At 33.4% G+C, this 23,929-nt stretch carries 22 protein-coding genes and 1 pseudogene; 14 read left to right on the top strand and 9 right to left on the bottom strand.

Annotated features, from left to right (window positions below; translation table 11 throughout):
• Window positions 1-24 precede the first annotated feature (24 nt).
• From QUF99_RS25110 to QUF99_RS25090, 5 genes are all read right to left on the bottom strand, one after another.
• Window positions 25-2,007, bottom strand: a complete 1,983-nt coding sequence (locus QUF99_RS25110) for an FtsX-like permease family protein (RefSeq protein WP_289373756.1) — start codon at window positions 2,005-2,007, stop codon at window positions 25-27.
• A complete protein-coding gene (locus tag QUF99_RS25105) occupies window positions 2,004-2,756 on the bottom strand; it encodes an ABC transporter ATP-binding protein (protein ID WP_289373755.1) in 753 nt (250 codons plus the stop codon). Before QUF99_RS25105 ends, QUF99_RS25110 begins: the two co-directional genes overlap by 4 nt.
• A gap of 20 nt (window positions 2,757-2,776) precedes the next feature.
• On the bottom strand, window positions 2,777-4,747 hold the full coding sequence (locus tag QUF99_RS25100; RefSeq protein WP_289373753.1) for an ABC transporter permease: 1,971 nt from the start codon (window positions 4,745-4,747) through the stop codon (window positions 2,777-2,779).
• A 104-nt stretch (window positions 4,748-4,851) separates the two neighbouring features.
• On the bottom strand, window positions 4,852-5,862 hold the full coding sequence (locus QUF99_RS25095; protein WP_289373751.1) for a sensor histidine kinase: 1,011 nt from the start codon (window positions 5,860-5,862) through the stop codon (window positions 4,852-4,854).
• 2 nt (window positions 5,863-5,864) lie between these two features.
• On the bottom strand, window positions 5,865-6,560 hold the full coding sequence (locus QUF99_RS25090; protein WP_289373749.1) for a response regulator transcription factor: 696 nt from the start codon (window positions 6,558-6,560) through the stop codon (window positions 5,865-5,867).
• A gap of 211 nt (window positions 6,561-6,771) precedes the next feature.
• Here QUF99_RS25090 and QUF99_RS25085 point away from each other — a divergent pair, with 211 nt between their 5' ends.
• The 6 genes from QUF99_RS25085 (at window position 6,772) to QUF99_RS25060 (ending at window position 13,326) form a co-directional block, all read left to right on the top strand.
• On the top strand, window positions 6,772-7,044 hold the full coding sequence (locus tag QUF99_RS25085; protein WP_289373746.1) for an autorepressor SdpR family transcription factor: 273 nt from the start codon (window positions 6,772-6,774) through the stop codon (window positions 7,042-7,044).
• Window positions 7,041-7,679, top strand: coding sequence for an SdpI family protein (locus tag QUF99_RS25080; protein ID WP_289373744.1), 639 nt, complete (start codon window positions 7,041-7,043; stop codon window positions 7,677-7,679). The genes QUF99_RS25085 and QUF99_RS25080 overlap by 4 nt, the downstream gene beginning before the upstream one ends.
• A 357-nt stretch (window positions 7,680-8,036) precedes the next feature.
• Entirely contained in the window at window positions 8,037-8,753 is a 717-nt protein-coding gene (locus tag QUF99_RS25075; RefSeq protein ID WP_289373742.1) for an ABC transporter ATP-binding protein, read from the top strand.
• Complete coding sequence (locus QUF99_RS25070) at window positions 8,743-10,317, top strand: putative ABC transporter permease subunit (protein ID WP_289373741.1); 1,575 nt, start codon at window positions 8,743-8,745, stop codon at window positions 10,315-10,317. The genes QUF99_RS25075 and QUF99_RS25070 overlap by 11 nt, the downstream gene beginning before the upstream one ends.
• Before the next feature lie 302 nt (window positions 10,318-10,619).
• Window positions 10,620-11,390, top strand: coding sequence for an ABC transporter ATP-binding protein (locus tag QUF99_RS25065; protein ID WP_289373740.1), 771 nt, complete (start codon window positions 10,620-10,622; stop codon window positions 11,388-11,390).
• Window positions 11,377-13,326: an FtsX-like permease family protein gene (locus QUF99_RS25060; RefSeq protein ID WP_289373739.1), complete on the top strand. Its 1,950-nt coding sequence runs from the start codon at window positions 11,377-11,379 to the stop codon at window positions 13,324-13,326. The genes QUF99_RS25065 and QUF99_RS25060 overlap by 14 nt, the downstream gene beginning before the upstream one ends.
• A gap of 35 nt (window positions 13,327-13,361) precedes the next feature.
• On the opposite strand, the pseudogene QUF99_RS25055 reads toward QUF99_RS25060, so the two are convergent.
• Together QUF99_RS25055 and QUF99_RS25050 are read right to left on the bottom strand one after the other, a co-directional pair.
• Window positions 13,362-13,671: pseudogene (locus QUF99_RS25055) on the bottom strand (transposase); the annotation flags it as partial.
• 13 nt (window positions 13,672-13,684) lie between these two features.
• The gene (locus QUF99_RS25050; protein WP_289373737.1) at window positions 13,685-14,530 is read right to left on the bottom strand and encodes a MerR family transcriptional regulator; all 846 of its coding nucleotides are present in this window, start codon (window positions 14,528-14,530) and stop codon (window positions 13,685-13,687) included.
• A gap of 220 nt (window positions 14,531-14,750) precedes the next feature.
• Here QUF99_RS25050 and QUF99_RS25045 point away from each other — a divergent pair, with 220 nt between their 5' ends.
• Together QUF99_RS25045 and QUF99_RS25040 are read left to right on the top strand one after the other, a co-directional pair.
• Window positions 14,751-15,380 (top strand): GNAT family N-acetyltransferase, encoded by a 630-nt coding sequence (locus QUF99_RS25045; protein ID WP_289373735.1) that lies wholly within the window; start codon window positions 14,751-14,753, stop codon window positions 15,378-15,380.
• A gap of 258 nt (window positions 15,381-15,638) precedes the next feature.
• Window positions 15,639-16,826, top strand: a complete 1,188-nt coding sequence (locus QUF99_RS25040; protein WP_289373733.1) for an MFS transporter — start codon at window positions 15,639-15,641, stop codon at window positions 16,824-16,826.
• Between the two features lie 951 nt (window positions 16,827-17,777).
• On the opposite strand, the gene QUF99_RS25035 is transcribed toward QUF99_RS25040, so the two are convergent.
• A complete protein-coding gene (locus QUF99_RS25035) occupies window positions 17,778-17,957 on the bottom strand; it encodes a cold-shock protein (RefSeq protein ID WP_289373731.1) in 180 nt (59 codons plus the stop codon).
• Between the two features lie 329 nt (window positions 17,958-18,286).
• Window positions 18,287-18,817 carry a hypoxanthine phosphoribosyltransferase gene (gene hpt / locus QUF99_RS25030; RefSeq protein ID WP_289373729.1) on the bottom strand — a complete coding sequence of 177 codons (531 nt, stop codon included), beginning with the start codon at window positions 18,815-18,817 and terminating at the stop codon, window positions 18,287-18,289.
• Window positions 18,818-19,022: 205 nt separating this feature from the next.
• Between hpt and QUF99_RS25025 the strand changes: the two genes are divergently transcribed.
• From QUF99_RS25025 to QUF99_RS25000, 6 genes are all read left to right on the top strand, one after another.
• Window positions 19,023-19,244: a hypothetical protein gene (locus QUF99_RS25025; RefSeq protein ID WP_289374762.1), complete on the top strand. Its 222-nt coding sequence runs from the start codon at window positions 19,023-19,025 to the stop codon at window positions 19,242-19,244.
• A gap of 192 nt (window positions 19,245-19,436) precedes the next feature.
• Window positions 19,437-19,769: a hypothetical protein gene (locus QUF99_RS25020; RefSeq protein ID WP_289373727.1), complete on the top strand. Its 333-nt coding sequence runs from the start codon at window positions 19,437-19,439 to the stop codon at window positions 19,767-19,769.
• A gap of 234 nt (window positions 19,770-20,003) precedes the next feature.
• A complete protein-coding gene (locus QUF99_RS25015) occupies window positions 20,004-20,462 on the top strand; it encodes an LPXTG cell wall anchor domain-containing protein (protein ID WP_289373725.1) in 459 nt (152 codons plus the stop codon).
• A 94-nt stretch (window positions 20,463-20,556) separates the two neighbouring features.
• Window positions 20,557-21,189: a class D sortase gene (locus tag QUF99_RS25010; protein WP_289373723.1), complete on the top strand. Its 633-nt coding sequence runs from the start codon at window positions 20,557-20,559 to the stop codon at window positions 21,187-21,189.
• Window positions 21,190-21,268: 79 nt separating this feature from the next.
• Window positions 21,269-21,958 (top strand): response regulator transcription factor, encoded by a 690-nt coding sequence (locus tag QUF99_RS25005; RefSeq protein ID WP_289373721.1) that lies wholly within the window; start codon window positions 21,269-21,271, stop codon window positions 21,956-21,958.
• Window positions 21,955-23,757: a sensor histidine kinase gene (locus QUF99_RS25000; RefSeq protein WP_289373718.1), complete on the top strand. Its 1,803-nt coding sequence runs from the start codon at window positions 21,955-21,957 to the stop codon at window positions 23,755-23,757. Before QUF99_RS25005 ends, QUF99_RS25000 begins: the two co-directional genes overlap by 4 nt.
• The last annotated feature ends 172 nt before the right edge of the window (window positions 23,758-23,929 follow it).

Genomic DNA, 23,929 nt, shown 5'->3' with positions numbered 1-23,929 from the left:
GCAGTGTGCACAAGGCTATTTTATTCACAGTTTAATACGCTGTGATAATTTTTTGATATAAAGTGAACGAATGAAGAAAAAGAAAATGATCTCGACTATACCGAACAATACGAAAACAAATATCAATTCTTTTGCTAATGGAAGTGCGAGTGTACTTTGTAAAAATTTAATAGCAAATATCGTGTGAATCGAAGCGATGATATAAGGAACAAAGAATAAAATAGCAAGCTGAATCGTAGCTGAACGAACCATCTCTGTTGCTTGTAAGCCGATCTTTGTAATTGTAATATATTTCTCTTCTTCTCTCGTTAGATCAGTGTACATCCGGAAGTAGAGTACACTAGCTGCTCCAATAAAGAAGATGACACCGAGAAACGTACCGATAAAGAAATCGGCGACATTGCTTTGTTTAGCATGATGTAGTTCATCACTAGCTGTGAAAATACGGAATGGAGGTTCTTTTTGTGTGCCGTCCTCTTGTTCTTCAGGTTTAGAAATATTATTTCCGTCTTGATTAATAACTTTTAATATATTTTTTGTAGGTAAAAGTGTATTTTCCCAATCTTCAACTACATAATTATAGATTGTCACAGTTTCGATATGAGGAATCATCGTCTCAACTACATTATCTTGCATAACAATCATTTGAGGAAGTGCAAATTGTGGCTCAAGTGTTTGTTCGGAAAAGCCTTTTATATGAAATGTTTTTTTATTAGATTCTATTGTAATAGTTTCTCTTTTTAGAAAAGGGTTTGTAAATAAATTTAACGTAGTCGGTGAAAATTTAGAGATAACATACGTTTCCGTTTCGTTCAGTTGGATCCCCGGTCTGTTTAGTAGTCTAGAAAGGGTATTATAATCACTTTCTTTCATAATCATAATATCATTTTCGAAAGCTTTATCTTTTAGAACAACAGACCTATGCTTTTTATATTGAAATTGATGATTCGTTAGTTCTTTTTCAATTGTAGCAGTATGCTTTTCTTCTAATGGATTTTCGCTATTAGATATATACGTGAAAGGCATTGGATACTCTTCTAGAATAGATTCCTTTGTGTAATTGTGCATTGCAAACAGTGATGTAATAATTGTAAAAGCAAGTGCGGATAGCATTGTTACAATGAAGAGCATATTAATATTGCCACGGGTACGTGCCGCTAAATCAGAGATCCAAAGCATATTAATTTGTTTCATGTAGAAACGGCGTCTCTTTTTCAATAGCCAAATGAAAAGAAAAAGGGTTTGTGAAAATAGTAAATAGGTTCCGATTGTTACCAGTGGCAAAATGGCGAAGATTGTAAGAAAGGCAGTGCCGTTTTTAATACTTTCTTCTGTTATATAATTTTGCGGGAATCCTGCAATATAATAACATGCCCCTAAACAAGTTAAACCAAAAAGAGAAATGATGATAGAAGGTCTTTTCTCTTTTTTATTTTGGATATCCCCTTTTGTTAAACGCACTGTTTTACGTGTGCGAATTAATATAGGGGTAAATGTAGAAACGATAAAGAATAAGATAATAAATGTAATGGTTGTCATTGTAATGGCCTCTGTTGGCCAATATAAATATAGTCCTTTTGCACCGGTTAATTTTGAGGTAATCAATAGAAAAAAGTTAGAAAAGACAAGCCCAACCTGAATACCAACAAAAATCGATAATAACCCGATTATCATATTTTCCATAAAAACAAGTCGCTTTAGTTGTTTCTTTGAAATACCGAGAATCGTTAAAATGCCAAATTGTTTTTTACGTACTTTTAAAAATGTCCCGATAGAATAAAGGAGAAAAAAGAACGAGAACATGACGATGACAAATTGGGCCGTCCCAATTAAATTCATAAGAGGTCCTCGCTCTCGAAAATCTTGTAAGCCTTGTAATTGCGGATGATATACATATACAGCAAACGAAAAGAAAACCATAATCGAAAAGGCACTGCTTACAAAATAGGCGAAATATGCTTGGGAGTTACGTGTGACATTTTTAAATGCAAACTGCCAAAATGTCATCCACGTCGTCCTCCTAGTAGCGCTAACACATCTAGAATTTCTTGATAAAACTTTTCACGATGCAGGCCACGGTGTAATTCGTTATACAGTCCTCCGTCTTTAATAAAAATGATACGGTTGCAGTAGCTAGCCGCAAATGGATCATGTGTTACCATTAAAATAGTAGCCTGTTCTTCTTTATTTAACTTTGTAAAAAGCTCCATTACATCGATAGCAGCCTTGGAATCTAAATTTCCTGTTGGTTCATCAGCGAGTAATAAAGAAGGGTTATGAATAACAGCGCGAGCTACAGCAGCACGCTGGGCCTGTCCACCAGAAACCTCAAAAATTCTTTTGTTTAAAATGTGATCAATTCCAAGTTTCTTTGAAATAATATCGAGCTTCTCATCCATTTCTTTAAGGGGAACATTGTCTAATGTTAATGGCAATACAATATTCTCACCGATTGTTAACGTATCTAATAAATTAAAATTTTGAAAGACAAATCCTAATTCTTGCCTGCGGAAAATCGCGAGTTTCTCTCTGCGAAAAGTGTGCGGTTGTTTTCCGTTAATAAAAACTTCACCCGATGTAGGAGTATCAATTGTTGAAATTACATTTAATAAAGTAGATTTACCGCTTCCTGACGGCCCCATAATTGCGACAAACTCACCTTTATCTACATGTAAATTAATATTTTTTAAAGCGGTATGAGGGACTTTTCCCTCATACACTTTTGAGACATTTTGAATGTGTAATACTTCTTCCATAAAACTCACCTTTCTATTTCTTAAAGCTTAATATGTTGAGATAGTTTTTGCATATATAGGGAACGAATTAACAAGAAAAAGATAATTTCAACCGTGCCAAAAATCATAAGGACAACTGTAACCTCAGCAAATAATGATATATTTATGACTTCCTGTAACATTTTTGTGGCAAATATCGTATGGATGGAAGCCATAATGTACGGAACAAAAAATAAGATGGCCAGCTGAATGGTAGCAGATCGTTTCATTTCAGATTCCGTCAAACCAATTTTTGTAATCGTAATATATTTTTCCTGTTCATTCGTTAAATCCGTATACATACGGAAGTAAAGTACACTTCCGGCACCAATAAAGAAAATAACACCAAGGAAAGTACCGATAAAGAAGAATGAAGCAGCTCCTAATTTGATTTCGTATAGTGAATTACTAGCTTCTATCCCTATAAATAAAGGTTCTTCAGATGTGATACTCTTTCGGTCTTTCTCCAATTTTGTTATAAACTCCGCTGCGATTTCGTGTGTTTGCTCCCAATTTTGTACTTGAATGCTATACAGTTCCATATGTTTTATGCTACTAGATAAGGAACGTACTGTATCGTTAGATAAAATTAACAATTGTGATGTCATTCCAGTTGGGATTATACTAAAATCTTCATATCCTTTTACATGTAAGGGAAAGGAATTTTGAGAAAGTGTAATGCTTTTTTGTTTGAACCTTTCTTCCAGTGGACCCAATAGGCTTTGATATCCATGTCCAGGGAGGATGTATGTTTCATTATCCTTTACAGAAAGGTGCTTGAGATTTAAAGCAGTAGCAAGCTTGTTATAGTCACTTTGCTTTAATACATACGCATCTCTTCTATATGGAGTCAGTTCATCTTCTTCCAATGATACTGCATATAAATCGGTTTTGTATGTTTTATATGTAAAGTCCTCTTGACTCAATCGTTGTTCTAACCAGTCTATATGTTGAGAGGCCATTGGATTTGCATCGTATGAGAGATAGGTAAATGGGAAAGGTTTATTTTGGGTTGCATCAAATTTTATAAATTTCCCAAACCCATATATGAATGTAATCATTGTAAATGCAAGAGTAGATAGCATCGCTACAATAAACAGCATATTAATATTTGTTCGAATGCGGCTTGCCAAATCTGAAATCCAAAGCATATTAATTCGTTTCATATAAAATTTCCGTCTCGTTTTCAAAATCCGAATGAGCAGGAAGCTAATTTGTGAAAAGAAAAAGTATGTTCCGATTGCTACAAGTGTTGGAATGACAAAAATACTAGAGACAATGTATATAGCACCTATTTCAGTACCTAGTGATATAAAATATTTTGGATTCCCTGCTAATATATATCCAGACAGTAAACATGTAGCTCCAAAAAGAGAAATCAGTATAGATGGTTTTCTCTCTTTTTGCTTCATGTTTCCTTCTTTTAAAAGACGTACAGCTTTCCTTGTGCGAATGAGCATGGGAGTAAAAGCAGAAACAAAGATAAAGAGTCCAAGAAAGATGGCTGCTGTTAAAATGATGGCACCTGTTGGCCAATATAAATACAGTCCTGGAACATGTGTAATCTTCGCTGTGACTAATAAGAAAAACTGTGAAAAAACAAGTCCCAATTGCATTCCAAAAAAGATAGATAATACTCCAATTAACATATTCTCCATGAAAACAAGACGTTTCAATTGCTTTCTCGATATTCCTAAAACGGTTAAAACTCCAAATTGTTTTTTACGAACTTTTAAGAAAGTACCGATGGAATAAAGCAGAAAGAAAAAGGAAAAGAACACAATGACCACTTCTGAAAATATCATTAATCCCGCAACTTCGTTCATAGATCCAAAGTTTTGTAATCGAGGATGGAATAAATAGACTGCAAACGAAAAGAAAATAGCAATTGAAAATGAACTGCTTAAGAAATAAGCAAAATAAGCCCGGGAGTTACGAGAAACATTTTTAAATGCAAACTGCCAAAAAGTCATAATGTATGCCTCCCCGGTAAAAAAAATTTTTACATGTGTTGTAAAAAATGTATGAGAGTGATTTCTCATACATTTTTACCAAGTGTTTTATTTTCATCAATGTATCACCTTTCATGCCCATTCACTTGATTGTTCGCAGCGTTATGGAAGATGATTTTGATGCTTGTACCTTTGTCTACTTCGGATTCTAATTTCACAGAATGTCCTAAATAAGAGCAAATTTTACTTACAATATAAAGTCCCATACCAGTAGATTCTCCAAAGATACGTCCATTTTTTCCTGTATAAAATGGTTCAAATACTCTTCGAATATCTTCCTGCGGGATACCGATACCTTCATCACGAACTTCTAAAATGATATCTTTGCTGTTTTGGTAAGCAGATAAGAATACTTTCTTTCCTCTTTCCCCAGAATAGCGAACAGCATTTGTCATTAATTGATAAATAATAAACTTTAACCATTTCGCATCAGAAGCCACCCTCAAATCTGAATGGACTTCCAAAACAGGAAAGACACCATTCCGAATGAACAGTTCTTTTAAACTGTTTATATTTTTTGTTACGGCATCTTTTAATGAAATAGTTTCCACATGAAAATCTTCATGGAAGTTATTTAATCGTGCCATATATAATGCCATATCAAGTCCTTGATTTAACTTTTCCAGTTCTTGTTTATACTTTGGAATGAGGTGCTCATCTTCCATTTCAAGCACCATAAGCTGCATAACTGAAACGGGTGTTTTCATTTGGTGCACCCAGTGGTTAATAAATAATTGATGCTCTTGTTGTTTTACTTCATATGATTGCAATTCTTTTTGGAAAAGACGATATTGCGTACGAACAAGCTCATTTACACCATGAGGCAGGGGAGCTGTTGCTCTTTCAATAAATACATCTTCCATTTTTTCAGGTGGTTCGCTTAATCGATTGTATAATCTGCGATTACGGACATAGCGATAAGCAAGGAAACAGATGAATAAGTACATACTTAAAACAATAAAGTAAAATTTATTGTTCTGAAATCCATCGACTGCATCATAAAGAATAAAAATGATACCAAAGTTTAACGCATAAAGAACAAAAAATGCAAAATGATCACGTAAAAATAATTTCATTCTTATTCACTCCAAGTTGCGTTAAAACGATACCCTAATCCGCGTACTGTTTCAATGGCATTTTCAATACCAAGTTCAGTAAATTTTTTACGAAGGCGCGTAATATTTACGTTTAATGTATTTTCTTCAACGAAGCTTTCATCATCCCAAAGTGCAGCCAATAAATCTTCACGGCTTGCTGTGCGAGGATGTTTCGATAACAACATTTCCGCTAAAATTGCTTCTTTCTTTGTTAGTAATACTTGCTCAGTGCTGAAGTGAAGTTCTGGACGTTCAGGGTATAATTTTAAACCTGCTACGTCTACAATACGTTCTGAAACATTTGGGGCATAGTCACCGTAAATGCGGCGTAGTTGGCCTTTAATTTTTGCCATAACAACATCATAGTGGAACGGCTTTGTAATATAATCATCCGCCCCGCTCTCAATCGCCATAATTTGCTCCATTTCGCCAGCACGAGCCGAAATGAAAATGATTGGACAAGTAGATTCATGACGAATTTGACGGCACCAGTAGAAGCCATCGAATTTTGGTAAGTTTACATCTAATAGAACAAGATGTGGTTTTACTTCATTAAAAGAAACCATAACATCATCAAAATTATCAGCAACGACTGCATCATAGCCGTATTTTTGAATGTGAGTTTGAAGTAAAGATGAAATATTTGGATCGTCTTCAACGATTAAAATTTTGTACATATGTGTTTTCCTCCTCAAAACAATTGTAGCTATAGTGTACCATGTGTTTCATGTCTTTTCATTATGTTGAAAGGGGTGCCCTTAAACAGTATAGGTTAAAAATGGAAAAAGAAAAAGAAAAAGAACATGGATACAATTGACAATTCAGATTCTTCATTTTATTATTTAGATAAATATCTAAATGTCTAATTATTGAAAGGAAGAACAGACATTGAATCAAGCATTTAAGGCATTGGCAGATCCAACAAGGCGAAAAATTTTAGACTTATTAAAAGAAAGTGATTTAACGGCTGGGGAAATTGCAGAACACTTTAATATGACAAAACCAAGTATTTCCCACCATTTAAACGCACTGAAGCATGCAGAGCTCATACAAGATGAAAAAAGGGGACAGTTTGTTGTGTATTCCTTAAACACGACTGTTTTTCAAGATTTATTAACCTGGGTGTTTACGTTTACGAATAAAGGGGGAGATGGAAGATGAAGAAGTATTTGTTTCCGTGGATTTTCATTATTGCGGTTGCAATTGGTTGGTATATTGCTTGGCCGTATTTACCAGAGCAGATTCCGCGTCATTATAATATATCCGGTGAAGTAGATGGGTATTTTTCTAAAGTAGAGGCGGCCTCTGTTTCAATAGGAAGCATGATACTGTTCTATATTATATGGATATTTATGGGGAGAATTGATTTAACGAAGGGTAATCATAAACAACATGCTAAAGCCCTTTCTATGACAAATCATGCTATTCTTTTTGTAGTTTTTGGATGTAATATATTCGCAGTGTTAGCTTCATCTGGATATATTGTCTCAGGTTCAATAGCATTTAATTTTGGATTAGGGACGATATTTCTTGTAGTAGGTAATTATATGCAGCAGACAAAGCCAAATGGTTTTGTAGGAATTCGAATGTATTGGACATTAGAGAATCCAGAAGTATGGCGTAAAACGCATCGATTTGCTTCAAAGGTATTTGTAATTGGGGCAATGTTTATGTATGTTGCTGCAGTATTTCCTGATCCTATCAATATGTTTAGTGCAGTTGGAACTATATTATTATGCGTTATTATCTCAACGATAAAATCATATTCCATTTATAAAGAAGAAATAAGAATATAAGTGAGTATCCGCACTTTGGGGTAGGTTGGAAGTAATAAAAGTAGGTATTTCGTAACGCCTCAGCCGTGCTAGTATTCATATTTTCTATATTTTAACGGGTAATATTATAGTGAAAAAGATATTGATAACTGTATAAATTAGGCTTCTATTGTGATAGAAGCCTAATTTACAGCATCATATTTAACGGTTAATTAAAGATTGGTGTAGATTTTAAAGTTGGAATATTTCGATAAAAGATATTTTAGTTTTGTAGAAGTGCTTTACTAATATTTGATCATTAAGTAGTAGATATTTTTAATGTAAATTAAATATATTTAGTTGATTCTATACTAGTGCAGATAGTTTGGAGGAGAGAATATGTTAGAAATCATAAATTTTAGCAAAACATACAAAGGTGGTAGGAAAGCAGTAGATAATTTGAATCTTACTGTTCAAGCAGGAGATATTTTCGGATTTATCGGACACAATGGTGCGGGGAAAAGTACGACGATTAAGTCGTTAGTGGGTGTTATAGATTTCGAAGAGGGAGAGATTTTTGTTGATGGACATTCAGTAAAAAAGGACCCTATTGCGTGTAAGAAAGTAATGGCATATATTCCTGATAATCCAGATTTATACGAACAATTAACAGGAATTCAATATTTGAACTTTGTTGCTGATGTTTTTGGAGTGTCTGCAAAAGATAGGGAAGAACGTATAAAAAAATATGGAGATGCCTTTGAGATTACGGCGTATTTGGGAGATTTAATATCTTCCTACTCACACGGTATGAAACAAAAAGTAGCGATTATATCGGCAGTTTTGCATAATCCGAAATTATTAGTTTTGGATGAGCCTTTTGTTGGTCTTGATCCAAAGGCGGCTATCGTATTGAAGAATATTATGAAGGAGCTTTGTGAAACAGGCAGTGCTATTTTCTTCTCTACCCATGTCTTAGATGTGGCGGAAAAATTATGTAATAAGATAGCAATGATAAATAAAGGAAAACTGGCAATTTCGGGGGAAGTGAAGTCTCTAATAAAGGAAAATTCATTGGAAGAGCTCTTTATGAAGGTGCTTGATAATGAAAAATAACTGTCTAACTCTTCTAAAAATCAGGCTGATAACGCAGCTTGGTCTAAATACTTTTAAATATGAAAAAGATAAGAAAAAGAAGCAGAATAAAATTTTAATTTCAGCAACTATTGCCCTTGTTGGTGTAATGTTGATGGTATATTGTGGAACCACAGCATATGGATTGGTGAAACTTGGGATAGGCGAAGTCATTCCAGTCTATGCATTAGTTCTTAGCAGTGTATTAACTTTGGTTTTCACCATGTTTAAGGCGAATGGAGAGCTTTTTGCCTTTAAGGATTATGATTTCGTGATGTCATTACCGATTCGTGTAAGTACTATTATTACTAGTAGATTTTTGTATTTATATGTGCTAAATACGGTCTTTTCAATCATAATCATGCTCCCAATGGGCGTTGTTTATTGTATATATGCGAAACCATCAGCCACTTTCTACTTTATGTGGTTCATAAGTCTGTTTACAGCATCTTTAATTCCAACAACGATTGCGGCAGTTTTTGGAGCATGTATTACGGCAATCGCTTCTAAATTTAGAAATGCGAATAGAGTAACTACGATTTTAAGTTTTATGGTAATTGTTATATTTAGCTTTTTCATGATAAAAATGAGAAATACTAACTATAGTATTAATGATCTTAATGGGATTGGAGCAATCGTTTCGGAGCAATTGACTAAAGTGTATCCGCCCGCCAACATTTTTCAAAAAGCAATTGTGGATGCTGATATTGGAGCTTTTATCATATTTGTTGGAATATCAATTATTTGGTATTGTCTCTTTGTAAAAATACTCTCTCTTAAATATAAGCAAATCAACACAGGCGTTTCTACGTATCATATGCGTTCAAATTATAAGATTGATAGTATGAAAAAAGAAAAAGTATTGGTTGCATTATATAAAAAAGAACGGAAGCGTTTTTTTTCTTCTCCAATATATGTGATAAATATTGGTATGGGAGTTGTGATTGCAATGGCCTTCTCACTCGCAGTGGTTGTGGTAGGACCAAGTCAATTAATAGGATATCCTGGAGTCGAAACGATTTTGCCAAGGATTGCACCATTTGCGATTTCAGCAATGATTTCAATGACATGTACAACTTGTGTGTCATTGTCGTTAGAGGGGAAAAATGTATGGATCATCAAATCATTGCCTCTTACACCCAAAGTTATTTATGACAGTAAGATTCTTATGAACCTTTCGCTGAGTATACCTGCATCGGTCATTAGCGCTATACTTATGATTATAGGTTTAAAACCAGATGTTTGGACTTCTATTTTAATAGTAATTACCCCACTAACGTATTCATTTTTTTCAGCGATATGGGGGGTCTTTATTAATAATCGATTTGCTTATTATGACTGGGAGTCAGAAACTCAAGTAGTGAAACAGAGTGTGGGATCTTTTGTTGGCATGTTTGGAGGCTTGATTATGGCTGGCATACCTGCCTTGCTAGTAGGTACGGTTACTATATCGAACTATAGGGTATTTACTTTTGTAGTTGTTGTAGCACTTTCTATTATTAACACGTTACTGTATAACAATGAATCTAGAAAAAGTATAAAGTGAAACGCTAGTACTAAGTTTGTAATTCATAATTGAATCGTAACTATATTCTAAAAAGCACTCATTTATAAGATGGGTGCTTTTTTTACCTTACAGAATTGTAAGGTTCATGTAATGAGAATGAATAGATGCCTCTATACCCGAATGCTATAGTAACAAAGTAGTTATTTCATCATGTTAAGTTTAGTTTCTTCTGCTGGTTGCTCTTACATAACTGTCATGTTTGTGTAAGAAACATCGATAGTGACAACAGTAGAAGTGAGATATAGTCAGAATAGAAATGAGATGAAGTGGGGGATATAGAGATGAAAACAGTATTAGAAGCGAAAAATATTACAAAAGTGTATGACACTGGTGGAAATAAATTTGAAGCGTTAAAAGGGATTAACTTACAAGTACAAGAAGGCGAGTTCGTTGGGATTATGGGGCCGTCCGGATCTGGTAAAACAACATTATTAAATGTTCTTTCTACGATTGATAATGCAACGAGCGGTGAAATCTTAATTGATGGAAAAGACATTGTGAAAATGAATGATGATAAATTAGCGTTGTTTCGTCGTGACCATTTAGGGTTCATTTTCCAAGATTATAACTTATTAGATACGTTAACGGTGAAAGAAAATATTGCACTGCCACTTGCGTTATCAAAAGTGAAAGCGAGTGAAATTGATCGCCGCGTTCTTGAGATTTCCAAGAAGTTTGGCATTGATCATATTTTGAGTCAATTTCCATACCAAGTATCCGGTGGACAGAAGCAGCGCTGTGCAGCATCTCGTGCGATTGTTACAAGCCCCAGTATGATTTTTGGGGATGAGCCAACAGGTGCATTAGATTCAAAATCAGCAACAGATTTATTAGAAAGTATGAAATCACTAAATGAATACGATAATTCAACAATCTTAATGGTGACACATGATGCATTTGCAGCAAGTTATTGCAAACGTGTTATTTTCATTAAAGATGGTGAGTTATATAAAGAGTTACACCGAGGAGAATTAACGCGTAAACAATTCTTCCAACAAGTATTAGACATGATGTCCACAATCTCCGGGGGTGCAATAGATGACGTTATCTAGCATTGCCCTCCGCAATATACAGCGGAATTTTAAAGATTATTTTCTATACTTTGCTTCCATGATCTTTAGTATTGTTATTTACTTTACGTTTAAGGCACTAGAATACAATTCGCAGATGGAAAAAGCAGCGGAAGGATCGAAGAAGATTAGCGGTGCTTTCCAAGTTTCAAGTGTAATGCTCATCATTTTCGTTGCGGTATTTATTATATATTCTAATGGTTTCTTTACACGTAAGCGTAAAAAGGAAGTTGGATTATATTCGTTACTAGGAATTCGTAAAAAACAAATTGGTAAAATGTTATTTTATGAAAATATGTTGATGGGGTTAATGTCATTAGTAATCGGGATTGCAATCGGTAGTCTATTTTCTAAGCTATTCCTTGAATTATTAGTAAGCATGATGGGATTAAACTTAAATGTTCATTTTGAAGTACCGATGGGTGCAGTTATTGATACAACGTTTATCTTTTTTGTCATTATTCTATACACATCGTTCCAAGGCTATCGTTTAATTTATCGCTTCAAATTAATTGAACTTTTCCATGCTGAGCGCGAAGGTGAATCAATGCCAAAAGGATCGGTTATTATGGCATTAATTTCAGTCTTCTTAATCGGTTCTGGTTATTTCTTATCACTGACATTTATGCAGGCAGTTAAATATGCTGACTTTATGATGATTGCTTTTTACATTCTACTGGCAACTGTACTTGGAACGTATTTACTGTTTACGTTCTTTACAGTGTTCGTATTAAAAAGAGCGAGAAACAAGAAGTCATCATTCTATAATGGAATGAACATGGTAACAACATCTCAGTTGTTATACCGCATTAAAGGAAATGCAAAATCACTAGCAACAATTGCGGTATTAAGTGCCGTTACGTTAACAGCGGTTGGGACATCTGTAACGATGTATTACAACACATTTAAACAAACGAGGGATTATGCACCGTACAGCTATTCTTACGAGAAAAAAGATGCGGTATTAGATAATAAAGTAAATGCGATTTTGGATGAAGAGAAGCAAAATCATCCCGTAACGAATCAAGTTGAAGTTGAAATGGTTTCTGTTAAAGGAAAGTTTGAAGGCGAAAAAGCAGATATGGGTATGAATACGAATTACTTAGTTACAGAGAAATATCAGCTTGTATCGCAATCAGCTTTCAATCAAACTGCAAAAAAAATGGATGTAGATGCTGTAAGTTTGGCGGCTAACGAAGCGTTCGTATTTGATGGCATGTATATAGAAGGTCATGAATTTAGTACGATATATAAAGGGAATAAAGCGGTATTCCCAATTGGCAATGAGACAAAGACATTAACGATTAAAGGTGCTGAAGGACGTAACTTAACGAACTTAGGTGAATTATTCGTTGTTGTACCAGATGAGGTATATGACAGTGCGAAAAAAGTAGCTGGAACACGCATCGTTAAGAATATCGATGTAAAAGATGAGAAGAATAGTAAAGTACTGACAGAAAAATTAAAGAAAGTGATGCCAGCTGGACAATCAGAAGTTGCGGTACCTTTCAATGATTTCTACACCGGTTTCCATGGCATGCTTGAAGCAACGGGCTTAATGATGTTCATTGGTCTCTTCCTAGGTCTTGTGTTCTTACTAGCAACAGGTTCTATCATTTACTTCAAACAGTTAACAGAAGCAAGTGCAGACCGTGATCGCTACGTAGTACTTCGCAAAGTCGGAGTTACAAAAAAAGAAATGAAAAAAGCGATTGCGAAACAAGTAAGATTTATCTTCGCGATTCCATTAGTAGTAGGGATTTGCCACAGCCTATTTGCGTTAAAAGGTTTATCAACGTTAATGCCATATGAAATCTTGATTCCGTTATTAATGAGTATCGGTGTGTATGGCGTTATTTATATTGGATATTACTTCTTAACAGTTCGTTCTTACTTTAATATCGTGAACTCGAAGTAATGAAAGAAGCAGCTATTGTTACAGGCAATAGCTGCTTTTTTATCCTTTCCAATATAAGCGTCTGTTATTTCATAGAACTGCCCTGGTTTTAAGATATTCATAATGTGTTCTAAATCAACTTTGATGTACTGAGACTGTTTTTTTTACTGTCCCATTTCGAAAGTATTCAGGAAACTCATTTTTGATATACACCATATTATTTAATTTAAGCCGCGATATATAATACACGCCACGTTGGTCCATTTGATCTAAATCGTCCAGTGAATAATAGCCTAAACCCCGAATACATAGGTCGCCAGGTCGTAATGTCGCTAAACACTCTGTTCCAAAGGTCTTCTGTTGTGATACCTACTTATCTTTAGTCAACTTCCTCATTATTTTCTATAAACATTTGAACTTGACAACTATAGGATTCTGTATTGAAGAAATCATTAAATAACTCCACTTCAATAAAACCTTTAATTTTTAAATTATTTTCTTTTACATATTTAACTATTTTTCTTCTACGTTCCTCCTCATTATCTTTACTATAGGCTAAAGTTAAATACTTCCCCTTTGGTAATATTTTTATATTTTGTTCAACTTCTATATTAGAATTCCCTTGAAATCCACTAAAAACATATTTTGGTTCTACATTACCATCTGAATTAAAGTTATATATGATTCCTCTTTCCATTGACATTTTCCACTCTTTATCTTGAATGATTTTCTCTAAGTCTGAATAGTAAAGTAGCTCCTTTAAACTTCCTACTTCTTTACATGGTGCTACAATTACATAGCGCTGTTCAAAGAATTTAATAGATATTTCATCATTATTTAATATATCCTTAGAATTCTCTACCTGCGTATTTAAGGTATCAATGCTTTTGATTATTTCTTGCATTTTATTTATGTTTTCTTCTGCTTCATATCTTTTTAATTGTAAAAATTTTAGTAATTTATCAGTATTACAGTCTTTAAAAATCTCTTGAAGTTCTACTATACTAGTTCTTAACTCTCTACAATTTTTTATAATATCTATATAAATAAATTGATCTATAGAATAATATCTATAACCTGTTATTTCATCAATATATCTTGGAATGAGAATACCTATTTTATGGTAATATCTTAACGCTTTTATTGTAATGCCTTTCATTTTAGCAACTTCCCCAATAGAAAATAAGTTTTTCACCCTAATCACTTCCTTTATATTTTTTCTCATTGACTCTCCCCTTAGAGGAGACCTTATTATCATAATAAGCTATTTGCAATACTATATATATACATTTTAATTTTTCGACATATAAATCGCTGCTATGGAAAATACAACATGACCGCTACTTGCTTACTCCTTTTGTATTAAACCTTGCATCTGACCGCCTAAAAAGAAGGGGGTTTTTATGTCGGTTTTTTAATTCGTATATAAAAGGGAGTTTATAAACATGGATGAAGTAATGTATAGAGGTCTAGTTAAAGAGGATTATGAATCTGTTAAAGAATTGATTGGTGAAGCATTTGGCTTCAATGAATTTATTAAAGATAGGAAATTTTTAGATTCAATATTAAACATCTATCTACAAAGTTGTATTTTAGGAAGTTCATTTAGCAAAGTAGCAGAAAAAAACAATAAGATTATTGGTGTTATTTTGGGGGATTCAAAAAAAGACAAAAATCGTTTAAAGAAAGCTCATAATACTTTAAGTCTTGCCTATACCATGCTTAAAGTGCTCATGGCTAATAAGGAGAATAAAAAATTCATAAAAGAATTCTCAAAAGTTCAAGACACATATAAAGAACTTATACAAGGAAAAGAAGATGATTTTCAAGGTTCTGTACAGTTATTTATTGTATCAGGGGAATCTAGAGGTCTTGGGGTTGGAAAGGCTCTAATGAATCATTTGTCTAATTATATGAAAAGTACGGATGTGAAATCTTTATATTTATATACAGATACTAGATGTAACTATGGATTTTATGACAGCCAAAACTTTGAACGTATAAATGAAAAAGAAATTTATTTTGATTCAATTCAAGCAAAACTTAATGTATTTTTATACTGTTATAATTTTTAACTAATAGGGGTAGCATCATGCCCATCAACTCAAAAAAGTATCCTCCTCTCCAAATAATAAAAAACGTTATTCTTTCTAAACAAGTTAGCTGAGAAAGGATGACGTTTTCTTATGAATCTACTGATCCAACATCAGAAGAGCTATATTTGTATTTACTGTATTGACATTAAAGTAACTTGAATGTTTACACTACTTATTAGTACAATAAAAAGTTTTTTTACGATTGTATTTAACTAACCATAGAATGAGGGAAGTAACATGATTGTAGGTAACAGAAAAAAATTATCTTTAGCCTTAGTATTATTCAATTTATTTATTGTATTTTTAGGCATTGGTCTTGTTGTTCCCATAATGCCATCTTATATGAAGACATTACAATTAGGTACTGACATTATGGGATATTTAATTGCTACGTTTGCATTTGTTCAACTACTAACATCTCCTATTGCTGGAGTATGGGTAGATACATTTGGTCGAAAGAAAATGATTATACTGGGATTATCCCTTTTTTCTTTCTCTGAATTTTTATTTGGAGTTGGAAATCATATATGGGTATTATTTCTTTCTAGAGCATTAGGCGGTATTAGTGCCGCATGTATGATGCCGGCAGTTACTGCTTTTATAGCTGATACAACTTCATTAGAAAACAGAGCAAAAGCATTAGGGTATCTATCAGCATCTATCAGTGCAGGGTTCATCATTGGCCCTGGGATTGGTGGATTTATATCTGATTTTGGCATACGTGCACCGTTCTTTTTTGCAGCTGTGATTTCCGGTATCGCTGCGTGTTTTTCAGTATTCATTTTGAAAGAACCTGTGTCTAAAGAGCAACGAAATAAAATGAGAGATAACAAAATACAAATAAGCTTTTTACAGGAAATTAAACAATCTTTTCACCCTTTATACTTTACCCCACTATTACTTGTCTTTGTTCTAGCATGTGGTTTATCAGCTTATGAACATATGTTTAGCTTTGTTGTTGATAAAAAGTTTGGTTTTACGCCCAAGGATATATCAACAATTATTGCAATAAGCGCCATATTAGGAGTAGTAGTACAAATCTTATTCTTTGAAAAACTAGTAAAAAAATTTGGTGAAAAAAGAATCATTCAATGTAGCCTACTCATAGCTGCTATATATATTTTTGAGTCTGCATTTATTAGTAATTATTGGGCACTTATGATTGTAACGTTTATCGTTTTTTTGGCATGTGACTTACTTCGGCCGGCAATCACAACGTTACTTTCTAAAATAGCTGGAGAAAATCAAGGATTTGCCGGAGGGATGAATTCTACTTATACAAGCCTCGGAAATATGGTAGGGCCAGCACTGGGAGGTATCTTATTTAATGTAAATGTTAATATTCCATATATTTTTGCGGGATTAATTCTTACTGCTGGTTTTGGCATAACTGTATTATGGAAGAGTAGAGCAAAACTGAATTAACATTTTTTGTACCAGAATTTAATGTAGTTCCTAAAAAAACCTGATGAATTGAACAAATAAAAGAATTGTAACCACGAAATATAGTGTGGTGAAAAGATATTCACTAATATATTATTATGATATCTAAATAATAATATATTAATTTGGAAATTGAGGTGAACATTATGGAAAGTTTAAAAATATTGAAATTTAACATATGCATTTTTGGGATATTATTTGTTACTAATAGCATTGACTTTATTTCTGAATTGCTAAAAGAACACACATTCAATTGGTTAGAGTTTCTATGTGCAATTGGATTTTTATTTGTATTTATAGTAAATTCGTTAGATCTTAAAAATAAAAATTATGAAACTCCATAATAATAAGAACCTACTAGAGGTACCGCCACATCGCTATCAAGCTAACAAAATAAGATACCCCCTAAAATGAAAAAATACGCTATTCTTTCTGTAGAATCATAGGAAAGGATGGCGTTATTTATATTGGATATTACTTCTTAACAGTTCGTTCTTACTTTAAGATTGTGAGCGGAAAATAATGAGAGAAGTAGCTATTGGTACAGTTCTTATTATATAAATACAAATTTAAAAACCGACATAAAATCCTTCTTTTTAGGTGGGAGAGAGCATCCGGCCATGCATAGAAGCGGTCAGATCCTTTTCCTGCCCAGACATAGTGAAAACAAAGAGAGAAAACGAGTGCAGGCCACCTTTTGTTATCCATAGCCGCGGCTATATGTCGAAAAATCAAAATGGATTTATATAGTAAATAAAGAAAAGGCTTTGCAAGGTACGCAAAGCCTTTTTTGTACCTTTTATTTTAGATTCACATTTAGGAAATGGAATTGTATCGTAGGTAAGGAGAAAGAGAAATCCCTAAATGAGGGGAATTTCACTTTATTTGACTTCATAGTTGAGGAATGTAGGAAATGAAAAAAATTTAGTTATTTTATAGCTTCTGTAATAGGCGTTCTCCGCTTGTCATTTTACCTTTACATAAAGGACATTTTGGCTCTTCATCAAAAGAAAAGTTTTTACGCATCCATCCTAAACAGTCTTCCGTTTGGCATTCCCATACAGCTGTTTCCACGGGTTCTTCTACAGGGGTATTATTTCTTTTCCAATACATGAAATCGCTCCTCTTAAGTAAAGTATCATTCTTTAAAAAAATAAAAAGGTTGTTAACGTTTTTGTGTTAACAACCTTTAATACTTTTAATTATAAAGTTTTTTTTATAAAAATGCGAACTTTAATAATTTCCAACACATAACGGAGTGAATTATCCCGCTATTTGCGGGCAGTAATACCCTCACCTTAAAGTTCTGCAAAAAGCAAAGAAGTTAGGTGGGGATAAACGGTCCGTAAAAGCCCGATTGGTCAGGGATAATGATCAGTGAAGGATGAAGAACCTACCACTGATTAAAGTTTCAGTTTATATGAAACAGTTCAGTCTATCTATTATTTATCTGTTGCAACCGCCGCGATATATGGAAGGTTACGATATTTTTCTGCACAGTCGATGCCGTAGCCAACGATAAATTCATCCGGAATTTGGAAGCCTACGTATTCTGCTTTTAAATCGACTTTACGGCGCTCTGGTTTATCAAGTAATGTACAGAACTTCAATGTTTTTGGTTTATGCATGATGAAATGGTCTTTTAAGAAGTGAAGCGTTAAGCCAGAATCGATAATATCTTCCACAACAATTACATTTTTACCTGTAATGTTCACATCGATATCTTTCAATAATTTTACTTTTCCAGTCGATTCTGTTTGGTTACCATAACTAGATGCAGAGATAAAGTCGATTGTTACCTCGTTTTTAATGTGGCGAATTAAATCAGCAGCAAAGACGAAAGAACCTTTTAATACAGCGATAACAACGATTTCTTCTCCTGCAAAATCGCGCTCGATTTGTAGCGCAAGTTCTTTTACTTTTGCTTGTAATGTTTCTTCAGAGATTAAAGTATCTTTTATTTCAATATTCATTGGGATCCTCCTACAGTGTAAAACTTATGAACATTTTGACTGTAAAGGATTGATGCGCAAAAGTCAAAAAAGATAGATGAAAAATGGACTTTGGATTGTATTAGAAACGTTCTGTCAATAACATTGAACCAACCTTGTGGTTTTTAGAAAAGTAGTGACAAAATATGATATACTAAGCACGATAAGAGAGCGCTTCCATAAAGGGATGGTAGAAATGAAGAAGAAGCATTACACATACGTTACATTTACAAAATCGTTAATGTTAACAATTGTTCTTGGCTTGTTAGCTTATATCATTGATGAACCAATTATCCGTATTTCATTGATTGGGATGACCTTAATTATTGGAGCGATTGCACATGGAATGCTGATGCAGATGCGTGAAACTGGATTAGATGAAATGAAAGAGTATATAGATAAAAACTAAGTGTAATAGTTTGCCTTCATTTATATAAATGGAGGTTTTTTTATTTCTTACAAAAATGTAAGGTATTTTGTAAGACAAATCGATAGTTGAGAAGCATAGTTTTGTATACACTTACATATGTAAGGTAAAAAGGCAAACACATTTTAGGTAAGGCAAGTTTTAGGCACTATATGTGAAAAGGAGTAGGAGGGAATGGAAAAACGTTGGACGACCCTTGCTTTGTTATCAACTAGTCATACTGTTACGTTAGCAGAAGATATGAGTTTTTCGTATTTGTTTGATCGAGAAAAAGATCATTCTTCTTTAAAGTTTACAATGAAGTGGTGTAAATGGAATGAGCATTGTAAAACGAGAGAAGAGACCCCTAATAAAGAGCGAAGAGTCATTTTTACAAACCCTATTAAAGCATGGGGTGTTCAGCGTCATAAGTGTAATGTCAATAATCACTTAAAGAAAACTGAGCCGAGACAAATAGTTATCGTTCCGGACCCACCTATTCTAGAATCACAAGAAAGTAACAAATAGAAACTGAGACACAGAAAAAGCATTGTAGAGAGAATCTACAATGCTTTTTTGTTCTTTTTGGATCCACTTTAAACGGAAAGACATGCTATTCACAATAGGAAAATTTTATATTTTTAATATGAATTTAATCTTTAAAAGAAATCCATTTTATCTGCATCTCATATTTACATAACAGATATATCCTATTAATACATCCAAGATGATGTGAAAAAAGTATAAAAGGAGAGAAATAAAATGAAAAAAAAACTTTTACCAATCTGTGCAATGGCACTTTTATCAGTAGGGTACTCATCGGTAGCTAGTGCATCTACTGGAACAATGACAAAGGAAGAAGTAGCAGCACAAGCGCAAGAAAAGCAAGATATGGCGAAAAAAGAAGCAGCAATTCAGGAACAACAAAATCAAGATAAGATGAAAAAAGAAACAGCAATTCAGGAACAACAAAATCAAGATAAGATGAAAAAAGAAGCAGCAATTCAGGAACAACAAAATCAAGATAAGATGAAAAAAGAAGCAGCAATTCAGGAACAACAAAATCAAAATAAGATGAAAAAAGAAGCAGCAAAGCAAGTTACAAAAGGTGAGAAACTACCAAATACAGCATCAAATAGCGTAACAATGATGGTATTAAGCGCGTGTCTTGTAGCGTTAGGATCAGTATTTGGATTTACTCGCCGTAAAATCAAAGCGTAAAACGAATTTCTTATTAGCCTATGGAAAGTAGGATAATTTCATATATTAAAAATGGTAGGATAACCCTACCATTTTTTGCATGGAGGGATTAAAAGTGAGACTTGTAAATCGTATTGGATTATGTTGTATGATAGTTGGTATTTTTATGGGAACGTATTATTTTTTTGAGTGGTACAAAGGGAAAAGTGCTGCGCAAGATTTAACGACGGAAGAAATAAAGCATTTTGAGAAGATAGAACCAAAACAACATTCCGCGGAAACGCCTGTGAATTCTCAAGTACCATCCTCTCAAATGCAATATAAAGAAGGGGAGAAAGTAGCTATATTAAATATCCCAAAAATGAAGAAAAAGTTTTCTGTATATTGGGGAGCGAATGATACCACGTTAAAAAAAGGAGTAGGTATGTTTGTGAGTGATATTACAACTGCTCCATCTGAAGGGGGTCATACCGTACTGAGTGGACATCGCGATACTGTATTTACAGAGCTAGGGGAGCTTAAAGAAAAAGATAGCCTTATTGTAGAATATGATAATAAGATTTACACGTATGGAATTCAAAAAATGTGGATTACACATGCAGATGATCGTACAGTTATTGTAAAGAAAGAAGAACCAACATTAACGCTGACAACTTGCTATCCATTCGATTATATAGGTGATGCACCAGATCGATATATTATTGAAGCGAAGTTAATTCCTAGCGATCCGAAAGTGAAATTACAGTAATCTAACTGCTAAATATTTTGGAATCAAAAAGAAAAAGAAGATAATCTGTTGCTTAGAATGAGAGAAGGGGAAATAAAACATGACAAAAACAATTTTAATTGTTGAGGATGAGGATATTTTACGTGAAATTTTGAAAGATTATTTTTTAAATGAAAAATATAAAGTACTTGAGGCAAGAGACGGGAAGGAAGCGTTAGTCTTATTTGGAGAAGAAGAGGTTCATTTAGTAATTCTTGATATTATGTTGCCAGAATTAGATGGTTGGTCTGTTTGCCGAAGAATTCGTAAGACATCTCAAGTTCCAATTATTATGCTGACAGCACGTGTAGATGAAGATGATACGTTACTTGGATTTGAGTTAGGTGCAGATGATTATGTAGCAAAACCATATAGCCCGCCGATTTTATTAGCAAGAGCGAAGCGACTGCTGGAAAGTAGAGAAGCTATAAGTGAATTTTCGAATAATGATAATGATACGTTATCTATTCATGGGATTTGCGTCCACTTTCCATCACGTATCGTCACGATAGATGGGATCGATATTAATTTAACGCATACGGAATTTGAGATATTAACGTATTTCATGAAGAATCAAGGAATCGTTCTAACAAGAGAGCAATTAATTACAAGAATTTGGGGATATGAATTTGCTGGTGATGATCGGACAGTGAATAGCCATATCCGTAATTTAAGAAATAAATTAGGGGATAAAGCGAAGTATATTATTACTGTTGTTCGAGCGGGCTATAAATTTGAGGGGAGTCTATGAGAAAAGGGATTGTACTAAAATTATTTATCCTTACAACAACCTTATGCATGTTGATTTTAGCAACGATTTTTATTGGACAAACGATATTCTTTAAACAATATTATGCGAACAGAAAAGTAAATGATATTCAAACGAACATAAGCTCTTTTGAGAGAGGATATTTGAATAGCGGAGGTAACATAGAATCAATTCGAAAACTTGAGCAAGATTTTTATCGAGAAAATAATACGTGGATCACAACATTAGATAGCGATGGGAATTTAAAACATGCCGAAGATTTTTATTTAGAAGTAAAGCTGGATCGACTGTCCCAGAAAGAGTTTGGAAAAACAAACATTAAAGTTCCTCTATATAATCTTATGGGGATAGAAGAGGTTGAAAATGAAAAACTACCACATTTTTCAGGATTACAAATTTCTGTTTATGGAATAAATAGGGATTCTACATTCGTTCCGGCTGGATTAAATCTATACAAGGGAGGGACAAATTGGTCCAATAAACCCCTGAATAAGAAAATAAATGATATGCAAACTAAAGTTAAAGAAGAAAAGAAAAGTGCTGCTCAAGTTCCTAGTACTGCTTTTTTAGGAACTATTACAAAAATTCAACTACCTGATAGCAAAGGAATGTCGAATTTCCTTTATAAAAATACTCTATTTTTGGAGAGTATAAAAGAGTTTCAAGCAAACTTACTGTTAAATGAAAGTAAAGATACCAATGATTCCTTACAGATAATTGACTATGAAAAAAATGATATAAAATATAAATGGTTAATAGAACCGATAAAAGAAAAAGATGGCTCATTCACATATGTATTCGCAATGGCCTCCTTACAGCCAGTAGATGAAGCAGTACAAATGGTAAAGGATTATTATGTATATATCATTGCGTTTGTATTAGTACTGATTTTTCTTGCTTCTTTCTATTATTCAAAACAAATTGCAAAACCGTTATTACGAATAAATGATACAACGAAAAAAATTGCACATTTAGATTTCACGGAAAGAATCCCGATTACTTCAAAAGATGAGATTGGAGATTTATCGAAAAATATTAACATGCTATCTAATACACTACATTCACATATTGGACAACTGGAACAAGACATCGAAAAAGAAAGAAAGTTAGAAAACACACGGAAAGAGTTTATTGCAGGTGTATCACATGAACTGAAAACTCCTCTAAGTATTATGAAAAGCTGCATTTCTATCTTAAAAGATGGGGTCGCTGAGCATAAGAAAGAATATTATTTTCAAGCAATGGAAAAAGAAGTAGATAAGATGGATATGTTAATTTTGGATATGCTGGAGTTAGCTAAATTTGAATCCGGCACATATAAAATGAAAATAGATGCTTTTTATATTGATGAAGTTATTGAGCAAATATGTGAACAATTATTAGTAGAGATAGAAAAAAAGGAACTTCATGTTTACAAACATGTATCTCCAGCCCAAGTTGTCGCAAATCAGCATCGCATTGAACAAGTAATTGTCAATTTTATAACGAATGCAATCCGTTATACGCCGGAAAAAGAAGATATTATTATTTCCACAATAGATGAACCAAATCGAGTTAAGGTTTGTATAGAAAATAAAGGTGCTCATATTCAAGAAGAGCAATTAGATAAAATTTGGGATCGTTTTTATCGGATAGATACGGCTCGTCAGCGTTCAAAAGGTGGAACGGGGCTTGGGCTTGCCATTTCTAAAAATATTTTAGAACTTCATGGCGTAGAGTATGGTGTAAATAATACAGAAGATGGTGTGCTGTTTTATTTTTATTTACAGAAAAAAGTGTAGAAAGGACATTCTACACTTTTTTTAATTTTTTTTGATAGTATCTTTATCTTATCTTTATGTTTCAAACGTATAATTTCAATAGAAAATGAGTTTTTTAAGGAGTAGATTAGCCGTGAATAGCAATTTACTAAGTATAGTGGTCTTTATTTTCTTTTGTGCATTTATCGTATTT

Source organism: Bacillus sp. DX4.1 (genome assembly GCF_030348195.1).
GTDB lineage: Bacteria > Bacillota > Bacilli > Bacillales > Bacillaceae_G > Bacillus_A.
Note: the sequence above shows the minus strand (reverse complement) of the source record. Positions and strands in the feature narration are given on the sequence as shown.

Coding starts and splice junctions, on each gene's coding strand:
- QUF99_RS25095 (WP_289373751.1), bottom strand. CDS start 5,862: ATGAAATTATTTTTACGTGATCATTTTGCATTTTTTGTTCTTTATGCG.
- QUF99_RS25020 (WP_289373727.1), top strand. CDS start 19,437: ATGGAAAAACGTTGGACGACCCTTGCTTTGTTATCAACTAGTCATACT.
- QUF99_RS25040 (WP_289373733.1), top strand. CDS start 15,639: ATGATTGTAGGTAACAGAAAAAAATTATCTTTAGCCTTAGTATTATTC.
- QUF99_RS25100 (WP_289373753.1), bottom strand. CDS start 4,747: ATGACTTTTTGGCAGTTTGCATTTAAAAATGTTTCTCGTAACTCCCGG.
- QUF99_RS25065 (WP_289373740.1), top strand. CDS start 10,620: ATGAAAACAGTATTAGAAGCGAAAAATATTACAAAAGTGTATGACACT.
- QUF99_RS25110 (WP_289373756.1), bottom strand. CDS start 2,007: ATGACATTTTGGCAGTTTGCATTTAAAAATGTCACACGTAACTCCCAA.
- QUF99_RS25080 (WP_289373744.1), top strand. CDS start 7,041: ATGAAGAAGTATTTGTTTCCGTGGATTTTCATTATTGCGGTTGCAATT.
- QUF99_RS25090 (WP_289373749.1), bottom strand. CDS start 6,560: ATGTACAAAATTTTAATCGTTGAAGACGATCCAAATATTTCATCTTTA.
- QUF99_RS25075 (WP_289373742.1), top strand. CDS start 8,037: ATGTTAGAAATCATAAATTTTAGCAAAACATACAAAGGTGGTAGGAAA.
- QUF99_RS25015 (WP_289373725.1), top strand. CDS start 20,004: ATGAAAAAAAAACTTTTACCAATCTGTGCAATGGCACTTTTATCAGTA.
- QUF99_RS25050 (WP_289373737.1), bottom strand. CDS start 14,530: ATGAGAAAAAATATAAAGGAAGTGATTAGGGTGAAAAACTTATTTTCT.
- QUF99_RS25005 (WP_289373721.1), top strand. CDS start 21,269: ATGACAAAAACAATTTTAATTGTTGAGGATGAGGATATTTTACGTGAA.
- QUF99_RS25025 (WP_289374762.1), top strand. CDS start 19,023: ATGGTAGAAATGAAGAAGAAGCATTACACATACGTTACATTTACAAAA.
- QUF99_RS25105 (WP_289373755.1), bottom strand. CDS start 2,756: ATGGAAGAAGTATTACACATTCAAAATGTCTCAAAAGTGTATGAGGGA.
- QUF99_RS25070 (WP_289373741.1), top strand. CDS start 8,743: ATGAAAAATAACTGTCTAACTCTTCTAAAAATCAGGCTGATAACGCAG.
- QUF99_RS25000 (WP_289373718.1), top strand. CDS start 21,955: ATGAGAAAAGGGATTGTACTAAAATTATTTATCCTTACAACAACCTTA.
- hpt (WP_289373729.1), bottom strand. CDS start 18,817: ATGAATATTGAAATAAAAGATACTTTAATCTCTGAAGAAACATTACAA.
- QUF99_RS25035 (WP_289373731.1), bottom strand. CDS start 17,957: ATGTATTGGAAAAGAAATAATACCCCTGTAGAAGAACCCGTGGAAACA.
- QUF99_RS25045 (WP_289373735.1), top strand. CDS start 14,751: ATGGATGAAGTAATGTATAGAGGTCTAGTTAAAGAGGATTATGAATCT.
- QUF99_RS25060 (WP_289373739.1), top strand. CDS start 11,377: ATGACGTTATCTAGCATTGCCCTCCGCAATATACAGCGGAATTTTAAA.